This window comes from Caenispirillum salinarum AK4 (assembly GCF_000315795.1).
GTDB classification, from domain to species: domain Bacteria; phylum Pseudomonadota; class Alphaproteobacteria; order Rhodospirillales; family Rhodospirillaceae; genus Caenispirillum; species Caenispirillum salinarum.
The window spans coordinates 237,324-253,962 of record NZ_ANHY01000007.1 but is presented as its reverse complement, the minus strand read 5'-3'; the positions used below and the strand labels follow the sequence as shown (position 1 = coordinate 253,962).

Here is a 16,639-nt window from a genome sequence, read left to right as displayed (position 1 = left end):
GGACTACATAATTAACCCTTGGAAGATTGTGTCACCCGAAACGGTCGCGGCAGAACAGCCGGAACGGCGCCCCTTGCTCCGGTTCCGTGAACAGGCACAGGGACTTTATGCACAGCGGCCTGTCCAGCACCGGGGCGAAGTGATCGTGCAGCGCCGCCATAACGGCCTCCCGTTCGTCATTGTCGGCGATGGGTCCGGCCAGCGTGATGTGGAAGCGGAAGTCGTCGAAGACGTAGGGATAGCCCCAATGAACCAAATGGTCCTGCTGCGCCGCCGACAGGCCCTTGGTCTTGCGCCGCCGAACCTCCTCGGGCGTCGGTTCGGCGCGGAACAGGTCAAACGCGCGCACGCAGTCCGCCGCAAGGGCGTCCAGGGCGGGACAGGGCTCCGCCGGCACCAGGGCCGGGAAGCCCATGGAATCGGAGATGACCAGCCGGGGAACCAGCACATCGCGGCGGATGAGCGTGAACTCCCGCAGCGCCCGGCGCAATCCGGTCGCGTCACGGCCGGGTGCGAGGCGGAACGGTGCCTTCATGGTCGCATGCAGACCGTAGCGGCAGGCATCCGCCGTCAGCTCCGCCATGCGCTCCGCCGAAATGCCCGTGACCTGCGGTCGGGGGTGGGAGGCATTGTCATGCGGGTCCCGCCCCAGCCACTGGCGCCCCAGGTCGGCCAGCGGCTCGTCGGGGGGCGGTGAATAGTAGATGGCGTATCGGTAGGCGTTAAGCGGCGTGTTCTCCCGCATCAGCAGACCCGTTCTCCCATGACCCAGACCTCGCGCACGACCGGGGTGTGTTCGGTGTGGGTGACGCGCACCAGATCGGCGCGCAGGGCCGTCTCGACGCGGCCCCGGTCGGCCAGCCCCACCATGTCCGCCACGTTGGCCGAGACCTTGGCGACGGCCTCGTGCAGCGGCAGGTCGAGCTTTTCATGCAGAAGGAACGCGGCGAACAGCAGCGAGGATGGCACGTAGTCCGACGACAGGCCATCCAGTTGCCCCTCCCGCGCGCACTCCAGCGCTGACATGTTGCCGGAATGCGAGCCGCCGCGCACGACATTGGGCGCGCCCATGATGGTCTTCTGACCGTGCTCGCGCGCCAGGCAGGCGGCCGTCATGGTGATGGGAAATTCCGAGATCACCACGCCATCGGCCACGGCCTCATGCACGTGGTCTTCCGTCGCGTCGTCGTGGCTGGCGAGCGGGATGTCGTATTCCTTCGCCAGCGCCACCACGGCCTTGCGGTGCTTGGCGGCGTACTTGTCCTGCTCGGCCTTCAGGCGCTCGATGCGGCGCTTGAGTTCCTCTTCCGTCCAGTTCTCGCCCTTGTTGTACTGCACGTACTTGCTGACGTCCGTCCACTGGCGCTGACCGGGCGTGTGGTCCATCAGCGAGACCAGCCGCACCAGCGGGTCGTGGGCGTAGGGCTCGAACATCTCCACCACGCAGGGGTCGGAGACCTCGCAGCGCAGGTGGAACAGGTGGTCGGCCTTGCACAGTCCCTCCGACAGCGCATGCTTCACGGCCGCCAGACTCTGCCCCAGGATCTGCCGGCGCGGCCCCTTCTCGGCGTATTCCCCCACCGAAATGGCATCGAAAACGGTGGTGATGCCCGCGCCCGCCACCTGGAGATCGTGCCCCAGCACGGCGGCCAGCGGCGAGGGCCAGAGCACGCCGGGGCGCGGCACGAAATGCTTTTCCATGTTGTCGGTATGCATCTCGATCAGGCCCGGCAGCAGATAGTCGCCGTTCAGGTCGAGCGCGCCAGCGGCCTCGGACCGCCCTTCCGCCACCTCGGCGATGCGGCCGTCGCGGACCACCACGGTGCCGCTGTCGATGACGCGGTCACGGCAGACGACGCGGGCGTTGGTCAGGATCATTTCGGAATTCATGGAGCGATTGGCCTCGGCGGTCGTCGTATTGTCGGTCGTCTTGGCGGTCTGGCTGTCACGCGGCATGGTCACGGGCTCCGATCTCGAACAGGCGGTCGCAGACGCGGGTGCGGACGTCGACGTCGTGGAAGATGCCGACGATGGAGCAGCCGCGCGCCTTCGCCTCCTGGATCATCGCCACCACCGTATCGCGGTTGGCGGCATCCAGCGAGGCCGTCGGTTCATCCAGCAGCATGGCGGGGTAGTCGGTGGCGAACCCGCGCGCAATGTTGACGCGCTGCTGCTCCCCGCCCGAAAACGTGGCCGGCGCCAGATGCCACAGGCGCTCGGGGATGTTCAGGCGGGCGAGCAGGACCGCGGCCTTCTCGCGGGCGGCGTCGCCGGGGGTGCCGAGCGCGACCAGCGGCTCGGCCACCACGTCCAGCGCCGGCACCCGGGGAATGACGCGCAGGAACTGGCTCACGTAGCCCAGCGTGCGGCGGCGCACGTCGAGCACCGCGCGCGGCTCGGCGGTGGCCATGTCGACCGCGCCGCCGTCGTGGGACACGATCACCGCGCCGCTGTCGGGCTTGTAGTTGGCATAGAGCGCGCGCAGGAGCGTCGATTTACCTGCACCGGACGGCCCGTGAAGGCCGACGCACTCCCCGGCGGCGACATCGAGGCTCAGGCCGGAGAAGACGGGGATGCGCACGCCGTTCTGGGTGTGCAGGACGAAATCCTTGGTCAGGTCGCGGACCTGGATGACGGGGGACATATCGGGGGTTCCTCAGACCTGGAGCACGGAGGAGACGAGCAACTGGGTGTAGGGGTGGTGCGGGTCGTCCAGCACCTGGTCGGTCAGCCCCTGTTCCACCACGCGGCCATCCTTCATCACCATCAGCCGGTGGGCGAGCAGGCGGGCGACCGCGAGGTCGTGAGTGACCAGGATCACCGACAGCCGCATTCCCGTCACCAGCGATCGCAGCAGGTCCAGCAGCCGCGCCTGCACGGAGACGTCCAGCCCGCCCGTAGGCTCGTCCATGAACACGAGACGCGGGCCAGTGACGAGGTTGCGCGCGATCTGCAGGCGCTGCTGCATCCCGCCGGAGAAGGTACGCGGCAGGTCGTCCACGCGCTCGTCGCGGATTTCCACCCGGCCCATCCAGTCCAGCGCGTCGGCGCGGATGTTGCCGTAATGCCGGGCGCCGACGGCCATAAGCCGCTCGCCGATGTTGGCGCCGGCGGAGACGCCCATGCGCAGGCCGTCGCGCGGGTTCTGGTGGACGATGCCCCAGTCGGTGCGCGTCAGCAGGCGGCGGCGGGGTTCCGAAAGCTGGTAGATGTCCGTCAGCCCGGCGTCGCGGGTGTCGTACTCCACGGTGCCGGCCGAGGGCTCCAGCCGGGCGGACAGGGTGTTGAGCAGGGTGGTCTTGCCCGACCCGCTCTCACCCACGATGCCCAACACCTCGCCGGGCCAGAGGTCGAAGGAGACACCCTCGCACCCCACCCGATCCCCGTAGAGGCGGGTGAGGTCGCGCACGCGCAGGAGCGGCGTTTCGGCGGACAGGTCCATGGCGGCGGCGGCGGTCATTCGGCGGCCTCCCGGCTGGCGGTGCGCTGGGTGCAGTGGTCGGTGTCGGAACAGACGAACATGCGCCCGCCCGCATCGTCGATGACGACTTCGTCAAGGTAACTGTCGGTCGCACCGCACAGGGCGCAGGCCTCGTCCCATGCCTGCACCTCGAAGGGATGGTCCTCGAAGTCCAGGCTTTCCACGCGGGTGTAGGGCGGCACGGCGTAGATGCGCTTCTCCCGCCCCGCGCCGAACAGCTGAAGCGCCGGCATCATGTCCATTTTCGGGTTGTCGAACTTGGGGATGGGCGAGGGCGCCATGACGTAGCGCCCGTTCACCCGCACCGGATAATCATAGCTGGTGGCGATGCGGCCCAGGTGCGCGATGTCCTCGTAGAGCTTCACATGCATCACGCCGTATTCCTCCAGCGCGTGCATCTTGCGGGTCTCGCTCTCGCGGGCCTCCATCCAGCGCAGGGGCTCGGGGATGGGGACCTGGTAGACGAGGATCTGGTCTTCCGTCAGCGGGGCTTCGGGAATGCGGTGGCGGGTCTGGATGAGGCTCGCCTGCGTCGTGCGCTCGGTGGTCGCCACGCCGGCGGTGCGGGCGAAGAATCGGCGGATGGAGACGGCGTTGGTGGTGTCGTCGGCCCCCTGGTCGATGACCTTCAAGGTGTCGTCCGGCCCGATGACGGCGGCCGTCACCTGAATGCCGCCCGTGCCCCAGCCGTAGGGCAGGGGCATTTCCCGCCCCGCAAACGGCACCTGATAGCCGGGGATGGCGACGGCCTTCAGCGTCGCGCGGCGGATCATGCGCTTGGTCTGTTCGTCCAGGTAGGCGAAGTTGTAGCCGTCCAGCGTGTCCTGGGCCTGCGTGGCGTCATTCGGCTGCATCGGTCGCCTCCTTCCGTTCATGCTCCCGCCGCAGGGCGCGGACCGTGACCAGTTCGCCCTGGAAGTCGACGTAGTGGGGCAGCTTCAGGTGCTGCACGAAGCCCGACGCCTCCACGTTGTCGCAGTGGGACAGCACGAACTCCGCGTCCTGGGCCGGGGCGGTGAGGTCTTCCCCCAGTTCCTCGGCGCGCAAGGATCGGTCCACCAGCGCCATGGCCATGGCCTTGCGCTCGCCCTGGCCGAAGGTGAGGCCGTAGCCGCGGGTGAACTGCGGCGGCGCGGCCTTGGAGCCCTTGAACTGGTTTATCATCTGGCATTCGGTGACGGTGATGTCGCCGATCTCGACGGCGAAGCCCAGTTCCTCGGGCACGATCTCCACCGCCACGTCGCCCATGCGGATTTCACCGGCAAAGGGATGATTGCGGCCGTAACCGCGCTGGGTGGAGTAGGCGAGCCCCAGCAGATACCCCTCGTCCCCCCGCGCCAGGCTTTGCAGGCGGGTGGAGCGGTCGGCGGGGAACTCCAACGGCTCGCGCGTGATGTCGCCCGGCTCGGCCGTATCGCCGTCGCGCGGCACCTCGGGCTCGATCAGCCCTTCCTCGCCAAGCAGGTCGGCGACGCGGGGCACGGTTTCATCCTGGCGCGGCTCGCCCCGTTCGCAGGGCTCGGCGTCGTCGTCGGCTTCCGCCGCGAGTTTGAAGTCCATGAGGCGGTGCGTGTAGTCGAAGGTCGGCCCCAGCACCTGTCCGCCCGGCAGGTCCTTGAAGGTGGCGGAGACGCGGCGGCGGATGGTCATGCGCGCGGTATCCACGGGCTCGCTGACCGCCAGCCGGGGCAGGGTGGTGCGGTAGGCGCGAAGCAGAAAGATCGCCTCCACCAGATCGCCCCGCGCCTGCTTGATCGCCAGCGCCGCGAGGTCGCGGTCGTACAGCGAGCCTTCCGTCATCACGCGGTCGACGGCGAGTGTCATCTGTTCCTTGATCTGGGTCAGCGAGAGCGCCGGCACCGCCCGATCGCCGCGCCGTTCCTCGGCGAGCAGGCGATGGGCGTTGTCGATGGCGCGCTCGCCGCCCTTGACGGCAACGTACATCAGGTCACTCCGAAACAATGGTGGTGCGCGGCAGGCAGGCGAGGCCCTCGGGCGCGGCCAGGATCACATCCAGCCCTTGCGGGAACAGCAGGCGGTTGTCGGCCAGCGCCCGCCAGAACCCCTCCGGCAGCCCCTCCGCGCGCAGGCGGGTAGAGCCCTTGATGCCCGGCCCAGTGAGCGTGTGGCCCTCGCCCTCGGCCAGGCGCGGCACCTGGATGATGAGCGTGGCGGAGCGCTCCGGGTATTCCGGCGTTCCCAGCGCGAACCCTTCCAGGTCGGCGGCGGACGTGGCATCCAGCACCGCGAAGGCCGCCGTCGCGCGGTCTTCGACCACCGGGCAGCCGCAGTGGAATCGCAGCCAGCCGGCCACGTCGTCGGTGGCGAGCCCCGCCGGGTCCAGCCACACCGGCGCGTCCAGGTCCGCCAGCGCCAGCAGCACGCCGGCGGCCACCGGCGACAGCGGCGGCGGCGCGTCCACCGTGGCAGGCAGGGCCTGGAGGCGGCCGGGGTAGCTCATGCCCTTGAGCACGGCGCGGTAGACGGCCTGGCCGCTCAGCACCGGATCGGCGAAACCAGGGCGCAGGTCGGAAGCATGGGGGATGGCGGTCATGGTCAGTCCTCTCCGCGCACCATGGTGAAGAAGTCCACCCGCGTCGCCGCCGTTCTGGCGACCGTTTCCGCCCGCGCCGCCGCGATGGCCTCGGCGGCGGGATCGGTCAGGGCGGCGCACAGGCGGTCGTGGTGGCCGGGTGTCTGCAACAGGGCGTCGAACACCGCCGCCAGCTCCGCGTGACGGCGGGCGCGGCCGGCGACGTATGCGTGCCCGATAGCGCCCGACGCGCTCAGGCGGACGGAACAGCGCGTGACGGTCATCTCGCCCAGGTTGAAGCGCTCCCCCGATCCGCCGGCGCGGCCGCGCACCAGGGCGGAGCCGATCTCCGGCCGGCGCAGGTGGGTGAAGGCGGGCGCCTCTGGCAGGGCGGCGAAGGTCTCCTCCAGGCGCGCAAGCGGCGTGCGCGCCAGGATGCCCATCCACCTCTGGCGGCGGGCGACCTCTGGCAAGGGGGCGGTGGGGGTGGTCTCGGTCATCGGCGGGCCTCGACAATCTGTATATTTGTCTAGACGTCTATATCTAAGCCCGTTATACTCCGCTCCCGACGCGCCGGGCAAGGTGTGCCCGGTGAAAGGTTTGTGACGCAAAGCCCCGGAAACAGTGCGGAGACCTGGACGAATGGATGACGGCCTCGATCGGCGGCGCGGCGCGGGCGTGGCCCTGTGGCGCCAGATCCAGCGCGTGCTGGAGAGCGAAATCCGCGAGGGCGTCTTCAAGCCCGGCGAGCGTCTGCCCACTGAGTTTGAGCTGGCGACGCGCTTTTCCGTCAACCGCCATACCGTGCGCCGCGCGCTCGCGGAGATGGAAGAGAAAGGTCTGTTACGGGTGGAGCAGGGGCGCGGCACCTTCGTCCACGAACACGTCATTGACTACGCGGTGGGCAAGCGCACGCGCTTTTCCTCGAACCTGAGCGCGCAAGGGCTTGAAGCGGCGCACGAATTCGTCCGCGCCGAGATCGTGGAGGCGGAGTCGGCGGTGGCCGAGGCGCTGGGGGTGGCGCGCAAGGACAAGGTGATGATGGTCGACAGCATCGGCATGGCCGACGACCGGCGCATTTCCCTGTCGTCCCAGTACCTTCCGGCCCGTCGCTTCCCGGATTTCGACGTCGGGTTCCGCGAGACCGGATCGGTGACGGAAACGCTCAAGCGCTATGGCGTGGAGGACTACACCCGCGCCTGGACCCGCGTCATCGCGCGGATGCCGGCGGGGGCGGAGGCGGACCTCCTCCACCAGCCCAAAAGCCGCCCCGTGCTGGTGACGGAAGCCCTGGACGTGGACGGCGAGGGGCGGCCGGTCAGCTTCAACGTGACTCGGTTCGCGTCGGACTGGGTGCAACTGGTCATAGAGCCCTAAGAGGTCGCCCAAGTCTCCAGCCGTGCCCGCATGCGCCGCTCATGACTGCCTGGCCAGTAGACGCGGTCGCACTCCGGGCAGACGCGGAAGGGGCCGGGCAGGGCGCGGGCCTGTTCGGGAATGCGGCCCACATCCTCCGGCCCGGCCTCGTCCACCGGGACGTTGCAGACAAGGCAGCGGGAGAAGGGCGCGGCGAGCCAGTCAAGGCGTAGGCGCTCCCGCAGTTCTGCGGCCTGGCGGTCCAGGTCGTCGGACTCCAGCACCACCACCAGCCCCGCGGCGGCGCGGTGCTTCAGGATCGGCCGGTCGCGGGTAACGAACAGGCGGTCCTGCACGGCCGCCCGCGCGATCAGGCGCTGGTCGGGCTCCCCGCGCACGGGCGTCGTCGCGTCGTGCCCGGCGGCCCGCAGCCAGCGGGCGAGGCCCACCAGCATTTCATCGCACAGAAGCCGGCGGGCGTCGGCCTCGGAGGCGGGAAGGGTGCTCATGCGGCCTGCATGGCGGCGTCCTCGGGCACGCACTCAAGTGCGGCCTCGATGACCTCCACGCCGGCCGCCTTGTTCGGCGCGTTCTCGGAAATATACCGCCGCCATGCCCGCGCGCCGCGCACGCCCTGGAACAGGCCCAGCATGTGCCGCGCCATGTGCTTGAGGAACACGCCCTCGTCCAGCCGCGCCTGGATGTATGGCAGGTAGCGCCGGACGGCCTCGTGCCGGGTGGCGGGTGCGTTTCCGGCCGGCTCCCCCCACACCAGATGGTCGGCCTCGCGCAGGCACCAGGGCGTTTCATAGGCCGCGCGGCCGATCATCACGCCGTCGGTGGGGCCGATGTGGGTCAGCGCCTCGGGCACGGACTTGATGCCGCCGTTCAGGATGATTTCCAGGTGCGGGAAGTCCTGCTTCAGGCGGTGGACCACGTCGTGGCGCAGCGGCGGGATTTCCCGGTTCTCCTTGGGGCTAAGGCCCTGGAGCCACGCCTTGCGGGCATGGACCGAAAAGCTCCGCACGCCCGACTCCGCCACCGTGCCGACGAAGCGCGTCAGGTGGTCGTAGCCGTCCATGTCGTCGATGCCGATGCGGTGCTTGACCGTGATCTCCGGCCCGGCCTCGCCGGCGGCCTCGCGCATGGCGGAAAGGCAGTCGCGCACCAGCTCCGGCTCCGCCATCAGGCAGGCGCCGAAGCGCCCGGCGCTGACGCGGTCCGACGGGCAGCCGCAGTTGAGGTTGACCTCATCGTACCCCCATTCAGCCGCGATCCTCGTGCACTCGGCCAGCTCGCGCGGGTCCGAGCCGCCCAGTTGCAGGGCGAGCGGGTGCTCCACATCGGTGTTGTAGCCCAGGAACCGCTCCGGGTCGCGACCGTGCAGGATGGCGCCGGTCACCACCATCTCGGTGTAGAGCAGCGTGCGCGTGGTCAGGCAGCGCAGGAAGGCGCGCTCGTGCCGGTCCGTCCAGTCCATCATAGGGGCGACGGACAGGCGGCGGTCGACGGACAGGCGGCGGTCGACGGGGCTGGGGCGGCTGGGCGTGTTGGTCATGGGCGGCAATATAGGCCGGGCGGCATACGGAGGAAAGACCGTGTTGACCTGCCGTTCCGCATGTGTTCTCATGCCCATAAGGGAACATTTGGTGAACTGCTTCACGAGTCAAACGAGGAGACAGACCATGTCCATGGCCGCCCTGCTGCGCGACACTTTCGGCCTTCTCGCCCTTCTGGGAATGATCTACCTGTGGTCCGTCATTGCGACGGCGCTGGTGGCATAGGGGGTGTCACTTCGTGCCCCGTAACCGATCCAGGCGCAGGCGGTGGCGGTCGTCGGTCAGGCGCGCCGCCGCCAGCAGCACGGCCATCACCGCGCCGATGGCCGTCGCCCCGGCGATGAGGAACAGGATCAGAAGCTGATACCGTGCCGCCTGCTCCGGCGATTGCCCCGCCAGGATCTGGCCCGTCATCATGCCGGGAATGAACACGATGCCCGCCGCCGCCATGCTGTTGACGATGCCGATGAGCCCCGTGCGCAGGGCGTGGCGGATGGGAGCGTTCAGCGCCTCCCACCGCGTCGCGCCGAGCGCGAGTTGTGCCTCGATGGCAGCCGTCTCGCGCGCACAGGCGGCAGTCAGCGTGTTCAGCCCCACCGCGATGCCCGTCATTACGTTGCCCAGGATCATGCCGAGGAGCGGGATGGCGTAGCGGGCGTCGTACCAGGGATCCGGACGGACCGATGTGGTCAGCGCGAACAGCGTCACGACGCTCGCCGCCACCGTGATCGCCGCACCCCCGACGCCGTAGCCCCAGCCGCCGGCGAGGCGCCGGTCCTGGCGGCCGAAAATTTCCCGCCCCGCGAATCCCAGCATGACGGCCGCCGCCGCCGCGGTCAGCCAGGGGGAGGCGGTGGCGAACAGCGCCTCGAGCACCAGCGCAAGCAGCAGAAGCTGCACGGTGGCGCGCGCGGCGGCGATGAGCAGCCGCCGATGGATGCCCAGGTTCCACACCACGGACAACCCGCCCGCCAGCAGGATCAGCGCCGCCGACCATGCCAGGTCCAGCCAGGAGAGCGGTTCGGCCGTCTCGATCATGGGGCGGGCTCCATGTGTCCGGCGCGCAGGCGCAGGCGGTGGTCGGCCAGGCGGTCCACCTGGGCCGGGTCATGGCTGGTGAGGATGATGCCGGTGCCGTCGTCCAGCGCGTGGCGGATCAGGGCTTCCACGGTGGCGGCGGCCTCGGCGTCCAGGTTCGCCGTCGGTTCGTCCAGCAGCAGCACCGCCGGCCGCCGGGCCAGGGCCCGCACCACGCTGAGCCGCTGACGTTCGCCGCTGGACAGGCGCGACACCGGCCAGTCCGCCGCGTCTGACAGCCCCACTGCCTGCATCAGCGGCCGCCATGCTGCTTTGTCGGCCGGCATGTGCTCCGCAACCGTTTCAGCCCACCAGCCGGAGTCGGCGGCGACATAGCACACCCGCCGCCGCCACTCCGGCGCGGGCAGTGTTCTGCGCTCCGTGCCCTGGAACAGCACCGTTCCCTCCGCCGGGTCCAGGTCCGCCAGCGCCCGCAGCAGCAGCGACTTGCCCGCGCCTGACGGGCCCGTCACGGCCAGGCATCGGCCGGCGCCGAGCGTCAGCGACACGGGCCCCAGCGGCGGGCGCGAGAGATCGCGCGCCTCCAGCAGCGGAGCGGACTGCGAAGCGTCGGCGGGCACGGGTATAAATCCTTGCGACGGTTATCCCTTTTCGGGAGGTCCGGATGATCCTAAATTGGCGGCACTGAAATTTCGACCGTCGATGCGGCGGCCAACCGGCGAGGATACTTTGCGAAAGAGCAGGATCGAAGCGGCCTGGAAGGGACAGGCGGAATGCGCCGGGTGCACCATCCGGGACCTCGCTCTGTTCGCGGACCTTCAGGAAGACGACTTCGACCTCATCCACCTGCCTATCGACGAACTGGAATTCGGCGCCGGATCAACGCTCTACAACGCCGGCGACGAGGGGCGGGCGCTGTTCACCGTGCGGTCGGGGCTGGTCAAGCTGGTGCAGTACCTGCCCGACGGCGGCCAGCGCATCGTGCGCCTTCTGCGCCGGGGCGACACGGCGGGGCTGGAGGTTCTGGTGGGCGAGGCGTACGAGCACAGCGCCGTGGTCCTGCGTCCGGCGCTGGTTTGCCGCCTGCCGCGCGAGGTGGTCAAGCGCCTGTCGGTGGAAACGCCGCGCCTGCACACACAGCTCATGAAGCGCTGGCACGCCCAGGTGCGACAGGCAGATGAATGGTTGACCGGCCTGTCGACCGGGTCTGCGCGGTCGCGGGTGGCCCGGCTGTTCCTGCACCTGGCCGAGGTGGAGCCCGCCTGTACGCCGGAGCCCGAGGTGGAACTGTTCTCGCGTGAGGATCTGGGCGCCATGCTGGGCGTGACCACGGAAACCGCCAGCCGCGTGGTGGCGGACTTCAAGCGCTCGGGCCTTGTCACGGAAGTGCGGTCCAACCGCTTCCGCTGCCACACCGAGCCCTTGCGCGAGGCGGCCGGGGAATAGGTCAGTTCAGCATGCGCGGCCCGACCAGCGGGCGGGTGCGGCGCTCGAACTCGCGCGGGTCGAAGCGGGCGTCGCGGCCCAGCGGCATGGTGGCGGCCACGCGGAACAGGGCCGGGTGGATGTCCGGCCCTTCGGGCCCCCCGATGTCGAACAGGCCGCGCATCCAGGCCGCCGTCGCCATCAGTTCGATCAGGCCCAGCAGCCGGAAGCACACCGAGATGCCGTGCGGGCTGTCCAGGCCGGTCGTGCGCTCCAGCCCGGCGATCCACACCTGGGCGTCCACGTCCTCGAACAGCAGAGTGACCTCGCCGCCCGGCCCGCGAAAGGTGATGCCGCCGGTGGCGCGGGGATCGACCTCCAGCCCCAGTTCGGCGGCAATGGTCGCCGCGTCCCAGGCGCGCACCAGGTCGCCCGGCATCACCGCCGGCAGGTCGTCCGGCGGCACCGGGCTGTCGATAAGGACGCGACTGTTCTCCATCAGGCGGTTACCGAGCGTTCGACGCCTTCCACATGGCAGGTCAGATGCAGTTCGCCGGCCGTGTTGGCGGCGGTGTTCAGGCACCGCTCGACGGCCGTGGCGGGAATGTTGACGTCGAAGCGCACCACGTACTGGCCGCCGGCGAGGTCGGGCATGTGCTCGGCGCTCATGCGTACGATGTTGGCCTCGTACTGCCCGAACACTTCGGCCATGCGGGCGACCAGTCCCGGTCGGTCGCCGCCGCGCACGTAGACGCGGTGGGTGATGCGGCCGGAGGGGTCGGCAACCGGGTCCAGGCCGAAGGGGCGGACCTCGACCCGGGCGTCCTCGGCTTCGGGCAGTCCCTTCAACGCGCCTTCCACGTCGTCGGAGGAAACGTCGTCCGGCGCCTCGCACACGGCGGTGAACTCGGCCCCGGTGCCGAGGACGGCGAAGGTGGTATCGCCCAGGTTGAGGCCCATGTCGAACAACTGGCCGGTGACGGCCGCCACCAGACCGGTGCGGTCGGGGCAGAACAGGGTGACGAGCAGGTTGTGGCTCATGGGGCGCCTTTCGGAGGTGTCGTTCGAGTCGCGGATCGGGCGCAGGCGCCGCCGCGCCTTCGGCGACGGGCGGGCGGCCCGACCGGCATCCTGCGATCATGGCGCGGCGAAGGGGCCGAACGCAAGGGATTGCGCGGGACTCCCGGAAGATGCGCAAGGTGTTGCGCAGGCGAACGGTCCGATTTCACCGTCACGCGATTGACGCGGAGCGGGGGAGACCTAAACTAAATAGTAAGAAATCGTGCCCAAGGAGTTTTCTCCGCCATGTCCCTCGCCGCCGGCAAGCTCGGCTCGGCCTTCGCAGCCGCCACCACCGCCCGCACGCCTTCGGCGGGCCGGTCGGCGTTCTCGCCGGACGAGGCCATGCCGATCGAGGGACTGCTGCCCGCCGATGGCGCCGGACCGCAGGAAGAGGCGGTGCGCGACGACGAGGACCATGGCGAAGGCAGCGGGCATGGCGGCGGCGGCCTGGACTGGCACCACAAGAAGCACCGGCGGCCCATCGTCGCCTCGCGCTTCGGGTCCATGCTCACCAGCTTCGAGGTCGACCGCACCCTGTTCTACTATCAGGCCTTCACGCCCGACCCGCCGCCGGGGCTTATCGTCAATTTCGGCAGTGTCGCGAAGCGCTACGAAATCGTCTACGACGTCATCCGCCTGGGCCCGCCGCGGCTGGGCACGGAATACAACCGTCTCCACTGAGCCGGCGGCAGCCCCGGCGCCGGCGCTGGCGGTCGAGCCGGCGCGCGGCCGGGCCTACTTCTTCCGCCAGTCGCCCGACGGCGTCATGACGAAGGTGCCCGGCGCGGCATTGTTCACCAGTTTCTCGCCCACAAGCTTCTGCACGGCCGAGACCGGCACGCCGCGCTGTTCGGCGATCCGGCGGTATTCCTCCATGCGCTCGGAATTGATGCGGGCCACCAGCGCCTGTACCTCACCGCCGCCCTGCACCGGGCCGATGAGGCCGTCGTAGCGCTCCCCCACCAGCCCCTGCGCGCGCGCCGTATCCAGGTCCAGCGCCAGCGCGCCCGTGGGCGCGGCGACCGCGAGGCCCAGCAGCACCAGGAAGCCGGCGGCGAGGCGGCGCAACATTCGCAACGACATCATACGTCCCTCCATCGGCGGACCCCTCAGAACAGGTCCTTGCGGTCCTCGAGCAGGTCTTCCACGTCTTTTTCCACTTTGACGCGGACTTCCTGTTCAATCTTGACGTTCAGGTTGATCACGATCGGCTTGTCGGGCGCCTCCACCTTCACGGTGGGCTGGCAGCCGGCGACGGCCAGTGCCGCGAGCACCGCCAGCGCGGCGGGCAGGGCTGTGGGCATGGAGGCTGCAGAGCGGAACATCCGGGTCTCCCTCGGGCACGCGGGACGGCGTGTCCCCGTCACCATGGATTCAAACCATTGATAATGGCGATCGTAAGGCGCGTCACGCCTCTTTTTGATAAAGATGGCTGCGGCTTACTGCCCGTTCTGGAAGTTCATCATGCGCTCGCGGATGCGGTCGGGCACCTGATAGCCCTGCAGGCCGGCCTGAACGGCTTCCGCCAGGGCGCCGCTGACGCTCAGGTTGAACTCCACGGGATAGCCGTCATAGAAGGCGGGATTGTGGCCGGAGATGTGCAGCGTCACCGTCAACTGGCCGCTGGCCCGGCCGTCCACGGTGACGCGCAGGGTGTTGTAGCGGAAGTCCTCCAGCGCCTCCATCACCATGTCGACGCTCTGGCCGCCGCCGGACAGGGCGTCGGGCGGGGCCTCCGGTGCATAGGCGACGCGGTCGGGCCCTTGGCTGCGCAGCACGGCGTTGTCGATGACCACGTCGCCGCCGGCGAACCGCAGCGGGATCTCGCCGCCCAGGGCGCCTGCGGCGTTCAGCCCCTCGATGTCCAGCAGGTTCACCAGCGGCGCCAGGCGCATGTCGCGCACCCGCAGGGTCATGGTGCCATTGGCGAGGTCCAGCGGCAGGCTTGCCGGATCGGCCGTCAGCGTCCCGTCGGCGAGGGTGGCGCGGGCGCTGTCGATGTGCAGGCGGTCGCCGTCGAGCTGGAAGTCCGCCGTCACGTCGGTCAGCGGCAGGCCGGCTTCCACGGCGGCGACGGAAACCGTCTGGCCCAGCGGCGTGCGCAAGGGGTCCAGGCTGGTGAGGCGGATGACGCCGTTGATGCGGCGGAGCGTCACGAACCCCTGGCTCAGCGACAGGTCCCGCAGCATGAGGTTGAGGTCGGGGTCAAGGCCTTCCGGCCCCCAGGCCAGTGTTCCCTCGGCCGCGACAGCGCCGGTGACGCCGCTGGCGAAGGTGCCGAGGGCCCCGTGCAGGTGTTCGGGCCGCAGCGCCTTGGGGTCGAAGACCTGGCGCGGCATGTCCAGTCGCAGGCGACCGGTGCCCTCGGCCAGGTCGGCCCAGCCGGTGGCCGAGGCCAACCGCGTTTGCGCCGCGTCGCGCAGGTCCACCTCCAGCGCGAACCGCTCCGGGGTCCCGGATTCGGCCGTGGGGGAGGCGGTCAGCGACAGGCGGTAGGGACGCAGCGGAGAGCGCTCGGCCAAAGCGGCAGGCTCGCCAGGCAGCGCGGTCATGCGGCCGCTGACCGACAGGCGGGGGCCGTCGGGGCCGAGGGCGGCGTCGAGGGTGGCGCCGGTCACCGAAATGGCGTCGACCGCCAGCAGGCCGCCCGATCCCTCCAGGTCCATCGCCGTCACCTCCGGTGGCGTGCCGTCCGGCAGGCGCGCCACGGCCTCCACGGCCAGCCGGTCGAAGGCGGCGCGGATCAGCCTGGCGCCGTTGCCCGTGGTCCGGCGCAGGCGCAGCTCCGGGTCGGCGAAGGCGGCCTGGATGTCGGCCCGCAACCCGTCACTGTCTTCCAGCGGAGACAGGCGGACGAGGGGCGCCTCCGTTTCGGTCAGAGTGAGCACCACGGGCGCCGTCACGGCCAGATCCGGCGCTGGCCGCAGCCCTTCGACCCGCAGCGTCCCGCGCTCGGCATAGAGGGCGCCGGTGCCGTCCGCCTGGGTGCTGAGGCGCAGCCGGGCGTCCAGCGCAGCCGCCTGGGCGGCGATGTCGCCCACGACCGCCGCGCCCGTCGACAGCGCAATATCGCCTTCCGCAGCGATCCCGGCGGCGCTGAGGGTGGCATTGCCGTTCGCCAGCGTGCCCGCGACCGGCACGCCGCCGACCACCAGTCCCGAAGCCTCGGCCGCAAGGTCGTGCAGGGCGGCCGTCGGCAAGCCGTCTTCCAGCCGCAGGGACCCGGCGGCGGAGGCGGCGGCCCGGGCTTCGCCCGTCTCCGCCGCCAGCCGCAGGCCGTCGCTCGCCACGGCCAGGGATGCCGGATCGCCGAGGCCGCTGACGGTGAAGACGGGCGCGCGGCCGTCGGGGCCGGACAGGGTGATCCGCACCGGCGCATCCGCCGCGGCCCCGGCCGGCAGAACGTCGGCCAGCGGTGCGGCCAGGGCCGGGGCAAGGTCGCGCAGGGTGAGTGATACTGGATCTTCCGCCGTTACGGTCACCGTATCCGCCCCGATGGCGACCATGGCCGAAACGTCGCCGTTGATGGCGCCGGCAACGCCGGGGGCGGTGAAGCCGGCCGCCGTCAGTTGCACCCGCCCCTCGCCGGTGACGGGGGTGGCGCCGGAGCCGGCGGCGGTTCCCTGAAAGCTGACGCGGCCGGCCAGTCCCGGCGCGTCCACCTCTGCCGTCAGGTCCAGGGCCGGACCGGGTTCGGCGCGCAGAATGGTGCCCCGGGCGGTGGCGGTAAGGGTACCGTCGGGCAGGGTGATCTCGGCGCGGGCATCGCGCAGTTCGATCCGGGGCACGGGCAGAGAGGGGCCGTCCGCCGCCGGCTCGCCGTCCTCCGCGCCAGCCAGCAGCGTGTCCAGCGGGCCCAGGCTCAGCCCGTCCTCTGCGGTCCAGCGGCCGGTCAGGCGCAGCGAGTCGATGGTCAGCGACTCCGGCGCCAGCGCGCGCGGCCGCCATGCCAGCGTCGCGCCCGAGACCGCCACCGTACCATCGCCCAGCGTCAGGCGCGCCAGTCGGGCGCCACCGAGGTCGACGTGGGCCACTTCCGCTTCCACAGGGCCGAGCCCCTGCGCCTCCAGGCGGGAAATCACCAGATGCTCGGCGATCGCGGGCAGGGACCGCCAGAAGGCAGCGCCGAGCGCGATCAGCGTCACGATGACGATCAGAAGGGTGATGATGAAGCGGCGGGACATG

Annotated in this window: 20 protein-coding genes; 3 read left to right on the top strand and 17 right to left on the bottom strand. The window is 70.2% G+C overall.

From position 1 onward, the window contains the following. Nucleotides 1-31 precede the first annotated feature (31 nt). The 8 genes from C882_RS09535 to phnG are packed head-to-tail and all read right to left on the bottom strand — an operon-like array spanning nucleotide 32 to nucleotide 6,514. On the bottom strand, nucleotides 32-745 hold the full coding sequence (locus C882_RS09535) for a DUF1045 domain-containing protein (RefSeq protein WP_009540379.1): 714 nt from the start codon (nucleotides 743-745) through the stop codon (nucleotides 32-34). Continuing rightward, the gene (locus C882_RS09530; protein WP_009540378.1) at nucleotides 745-1,956 is read right to left on the bottom strand and encodes an alpha-D-ribose 1-methylphosphonate 5-triphosphate diphosphatase; all 1,212 of its coding nucleotides are present in this window, start codon (nucleotides 1,954-1,956) and stop codon (nucleotides 745-747) included. The genes C882_RS09535 and C882_RS09530 overlap by 1 nt, the downstream gene beginning before the upstream one ends. Next, the gene (gene phnL / locus C882_RS09525) at nucleotides 1,946-2,644 is read right to left on the bottom strand and encodes a phosphonate C-P lyase system protein PhnL (RefSeq protein ID WP_009540377.1); all 699 of its coding nucleotides are present in this window, start codon (nucleotides 2,642-2,644) and stop codon (nucleotides 1,946-1,948) included. Before phnL ends, C882_RS09530 begins: the two co-directional genes overlap by 11 nt. A gap of 12 nt (nucleotides 2,645-2,656) precedes the next feature. After that, the gene (phnK, locus tag C882_RS09520) at nucleotides 2,657-3,460 is read right to left on the bottom strand and encodes a phosphonate C-P lyase system protein PhnK (protein ID WP_009540376.1); all 804 of its coding nucleotides are present in this window, start codon (nucleotides 3,458-3,460) and stop codon (nucleotides 2,657-2,659) included. Beyond that, complete coding sequence (locus C882_RS09515; RefSeq protein WP_009540375.1) at nucleotides 3,457-4,335, bottom strand: alpha-D-ribose 1-methylphosphonate 5-phosphate C-P-lyase PhnJ; 879 nt, start codon at nucleotides 4,333-4,335, stop codon at nucleotides 3,457-3,459. The genes phnK and C882_RS09515 overlap by 4 nt, the downstream gene beginning before the upstream one ends. Further along, nucleotides 4,322-5,425: a carbon-phosphorus lyase complex subunit PhnI gene (locus C882_RS09510; RefSeq protein ID WP_009540374.1), complete on the bottom strand. Its 1,104-nt coding sequence runs from the start codon at nucleotides 5,423-5,425 to the stop codon at nucleotides 4,322-4,324. The genes C882_RS09515 and C882_RS09510 overlap by 14 nt, the downstream gene beginning before the upstream one ends. Nucleotides 5,426-5,429: 4 nt before the next feature. Further along, entirely contained in the window at nucleotides 5,430-6,035 is a 606-nt protein-coding gene (gene phnH / locus C882_RS09505) for a phosphonate C-P lyase system protein PhnH (protein WP_009540373.1), read from the bottom strand. 2 nt (nucleotides 6,036-6,037) lie between these two features. Then, nucleotides 6,038-6,514 carry a phosphonate C-P lyase system protein PhnG gene (gene phnG / locus C882_RS09500; RefSeq protein WP_052000103.1) on the bottom strand — a complete coding sequence of 159 codons (477 nt, stop codon included), beginning with the start codon at nucleotides 6,512-6,514 and terminating at the stop codon, nucleotides 6,038-6,040. 142 nt (nucleotides 6,515-6,656) lie between these two features. Between phnG and phnF the strand changes: the two genes are divergently transcribed. Beyond that, complete coding sequence (phnF, locus tag C882_RS09495) at nucleotides 6,657-7,391, top strand: phosphonate metabolism transcriptional regulator PhnF (RefSeq protein ID WP_009540371.1); 735 nt, start codon at nucleotides 6,657-6,659, stop codon at nucleotides 7,389-7,391. Here phnF and C882_RS09490 read toward each other — a convergent pair. From C882_RS09490 to C882_RS09475, 4 genes are all read right to left on the bottom strand, one after another. Beyond that, entirely contained in the window at nucleotides 7,388-7,879 is a 492-nt protein-coding gene (locus C882_RS09490) for a Mut7-C RNAse domain-containing protein (RefSeq protein WP_009540370.1), read from the bottom strand. The two genes, phnF and C882_RS09490, sit on opposite strands and share 4 nt — an antisense overlap. After that, on the bottom strand, nucleotides 7,876-8,928 hold the full coding sequence (dusA, locus tag C882_RS09485; RefSeq protein WP_043644499.1) for a tRNA dihydrouridine(20/20a) synthase DusA: 1,053 nt from the start codon (nucleotides 8,926-8,928) through the stop codon (nucleotides 7,876-7,878). Before dusA ends, C882_RS09490 begins: the two co-directional genes overlap by 4 nt. 232 nt (nucleotides 8,929-9,160) lie before the next feature. After that, nucleotides 9,161-9,967, bottom strand: a complete 807-nt coding sequence (locus C882_RS09480) for an ABC transporter permease (protein WP_009540367.1) — start codon at nucleotides 9,965-9,967, stop codon at nucleotides 9,161-9,163. After that, nucleotides 9,964-10,587 carry an ABC transporter ATP-binding protein gene (locus C882_RS09475; RefSeq protein WP_009540366.1) on the bottom strand — a complete coding sequence of 208 codons (624 nt, stop codon included), beginning with the start codon at nucleotides 10,585-10,587 and terminating at the stop codon, nucleotides 9,964-9,966. Before C882_RS09475 ends, C882_RS09480 begins: the two co-directional genes overlap by 4 nt. Nucleotides 10,588-10,669: 82 nt before the next feature. Between C882_RS09475 and C882_RS09470 the strand changes: the two genes are divergently transcribed. Next, the gene (locus C882_RS09470) at nucleotides 10,670-11,413 is read left to right on the top strand and encodes a Crp/Fnr family transcriptional regulator (protein ID WP_009540365.1); all 744 of its coding nucleotides are present in this window, start codon (nucleotides 10,670-10,672) and stop codon (nucleotides 11,411-11,413) included. 1 nt (nucleotide 11,414) lies between these two features. On the opposite strand, the gene C882_RS23125 is transcribed toward C882_RS09470, so the two are convergent. Both C882_RS23125 and C882_RS09455 read right to left on the bottom strand, forming a co-directional pair. Next, a complete protein-coding gene (locus C882_RS23125; protein WP_009540364.1) occupies nucleotides 11,415-11,891 on the bottom strand; it encodes a hypothetical protein in 477 nt (158 codons plus the stop codon). Then, nucleotides 11,891-12,433: a glycine cleavage system protein R gene (locus C882_RS09455; protein ID WP_009540363.1), complete on the bottom strand. Its 543-nt coding sequence runs from the start codon at nucleotides 12,431-12,433 to the stop codon at nucleotides 11,891-11,893. Before C882_RS09455 ends, C882_RS23125 begins: the two co-directional genes overlap by 1 nt. Nucleotides 12,434-12,697: 264 nt before the next feature. Here C882_RS09455 and C882_RS09450 point away from each other — a divergent pair, with 264 nt between their 5' ends. Further along, nucleotides 12,698-13,135: a hypothetical protein gene (locus C882_RS09450; RefSeq protein ID WP_009540362.1), complete on the top strand. Its 438-nt coding sequence runs from the start codon at nucleotides 12,698-12,700 to the stop codon at nucleotides 13,133-13,135. Nucleotides 13,136-13,189: 54 nt separating this feature from the next. Here C882_RS09450 and C882_RS09445 read toward each other — a convergent pair whose 3' ends face one another. From C882_RS09445 to C882_RS23120, 3 genes are all read right to left on the bottom strand, one after another. Beyond that, complete coding sequence (locus C882_RS09445) at nucleotides 13,190-13,525, bottom strand: YdbL family protein (RefSeq protein ID WP_009540361.1); 336 nt, start codon at nucleotides 13,523-13,525, stop codon at nucleotides 13,190-13,192. Between the two features lie 38 nt (nucleotides 13,526-13,563). Continuing rightward, nucleotides 13,564-13,779 (bottom strand): YnbE family lipoprotein, encoded by a 216-nt coding sequence (locus tag C882_RS09440; protein WP_009540360.1) that lies wholly within the window; start codon nucleotides 13,777-13,779, stop codon nucleotides 13,564-13,566. 114 nt (nucleotides 13,780-13,893) lie between these two features. Continuing rightward, nucleotides 13,894-16,638, bottom strand: a complete 2,745-nt coding sequence (locus C882_RS23120; RefSeq protein WP_009540359.1) for an intermembrane phospholipid transport protein YdbH family protein — start codon at nucleotides 16,636-16,638, stop codon at nucleotides 13,894-13,896. Nucleotide 16,639 lies beyond the last annotated feature (1 nt).

What these genes read in the sequence shown, in the direction of transcription:
- C882_RS09535 (WP_009540379.1), bottom strand. Translation starts at nt 745, where the DNA reads ATGCGGGAGAACACGCCGCTTAACGCCTACCGATACGCCATCTACTAT.
- C882_RS09530 (WP_009540378.1), bottom strand. Translation starts at nt 1,956, where the DNA reads ATGCCGCGTGACAGCCAGACCGCCAAGACGACCGACAATACGACGACC.
- phnL (WP_009540377.1), bottom strand. Translation starts at nt 2,644, where the DNA reads ATGTCCCCCGTCATCCAGGTCCGCGACCTGACCAAGGATTTCGTCCTG.
- phnK (WP_009540376.1), bottom strand. Translation starts at nt 3,460, where the DNA reads ATGACCGCCGCCGCCGCCATGGACCTGTCCGCCGAAACGCCGCTCCTG.
- C882_RS09515 (WP_009540375.1), bottom strand. Translation starts at nt 4,335, where the DNA reads ATGCAGCCGAATGACGCCACGCAGGCCCAGGACACGCTGGACGGCTAC.
- C882_RS09510 (WP_009540374.1), bottom strand. Translation starts at nt 5,425, where the DNA reads ATGTACGTTGCCGTCAAGGGCGGCGAGCGCGCCATCGACAACGCCCAT.
- phnH (WP_009540373.1), bottom strand. Translation starts at nt 6,035, where the DNA reads ATGACCGCCATCCCCCATGCTTCCGACCTGCGCCCTGGTTTCGCCGAT.
- phnG (WP_052000103.1), bottom strand. Translation starts at nt 6,514, where the DNA reads ATGACCGAGACCACCCCCACCGCCCCCTTGCCAGAGGTCGCCCGCCGC.
- phnF (WP_009540371.1), top strand. Translation starts at nt 6,657, where the DNA reads ATGGATGACGGCCTCGATCGGCGGCGCGGCGCGGGCGTGGCCCTGTGG.
- C882_RS09490 (WP_009540370.1), bottom strand. Translation starts at nt 7,879, where the DNA reads ATGAGCACCCTTCCCGCCTCCGAGGCCGACGCCCGCCGGCTTCTGTGC.
- dusA (WP_043644499.1), bottom strand. Translation starts at nt 8,928, where the DNA reads ATGACCAACACGCCCAGCCGCCCCAGCCCCGTCGACCGCCGCCTGTCC.
- C882_RS09480 (WP_009540367.1), bottom strand. Translation starts at nt 9,967, where the DNA reads ATGATCGAGACGGCCGAACCGCTCTCCTGGCTGGACCTGGCATGGTCG.
- C882_RS09470 (WP_009540365.1), top strand. Translation starts at nt 10,670, where the DNA reads ATGCGGCGGCCAACCGGCGAGGATACTTTGCGAAAGAGCAGGATCGAA.
- C882_RS23125 (WP_009540364.1), bottom strand. Translation starts at nt 11,891, where the DNA reads ATGGAGAACAGTCGCGTCCTTATCGACAGCCCGGTGCCGCCGGACGAC.
- C882_RS09455 (WP_009540363.1), bottom strand. Translation starts at nt 12,433, where the DNA reads ATGAGCCACAACCTGCTCGTCACCCTGTTCTGCCCCGACCGCACCGGT.
- C882_RS09450 (WP_009540362.1), top strand. Translation starts at nt 12,698, where the DNA reads ATGTCCCTCGCCGCCGGCAAGCTCGGCTCGGCCTTCGCAGCCGCCACC.
- C882_RS09445 (WP_009540361.1), bottom strand. Translation starts at nt 13,525, where the DNA reads ATGTTGCGCCGCCTCGCCGCCGGCTTCCTGGTGCTGCTGGGCCTCGCG.
- C882_RS09440 (WP_009540360.1), bottom strand. Translation starts at nt 13,779, where the DNA reads ATGTTCCGCTCTGCAGCCTCCATGCCCACAGCCCTGCCCGCCGCGCTG.
- C882_RS23120 (WP_009540359.1), bottom strand. Translation starts at nt 16,638, where the DNA reads ATGTCCCGCCGCTTCATCATCACCCTTCTGATCGTCATCGTGACGCTG.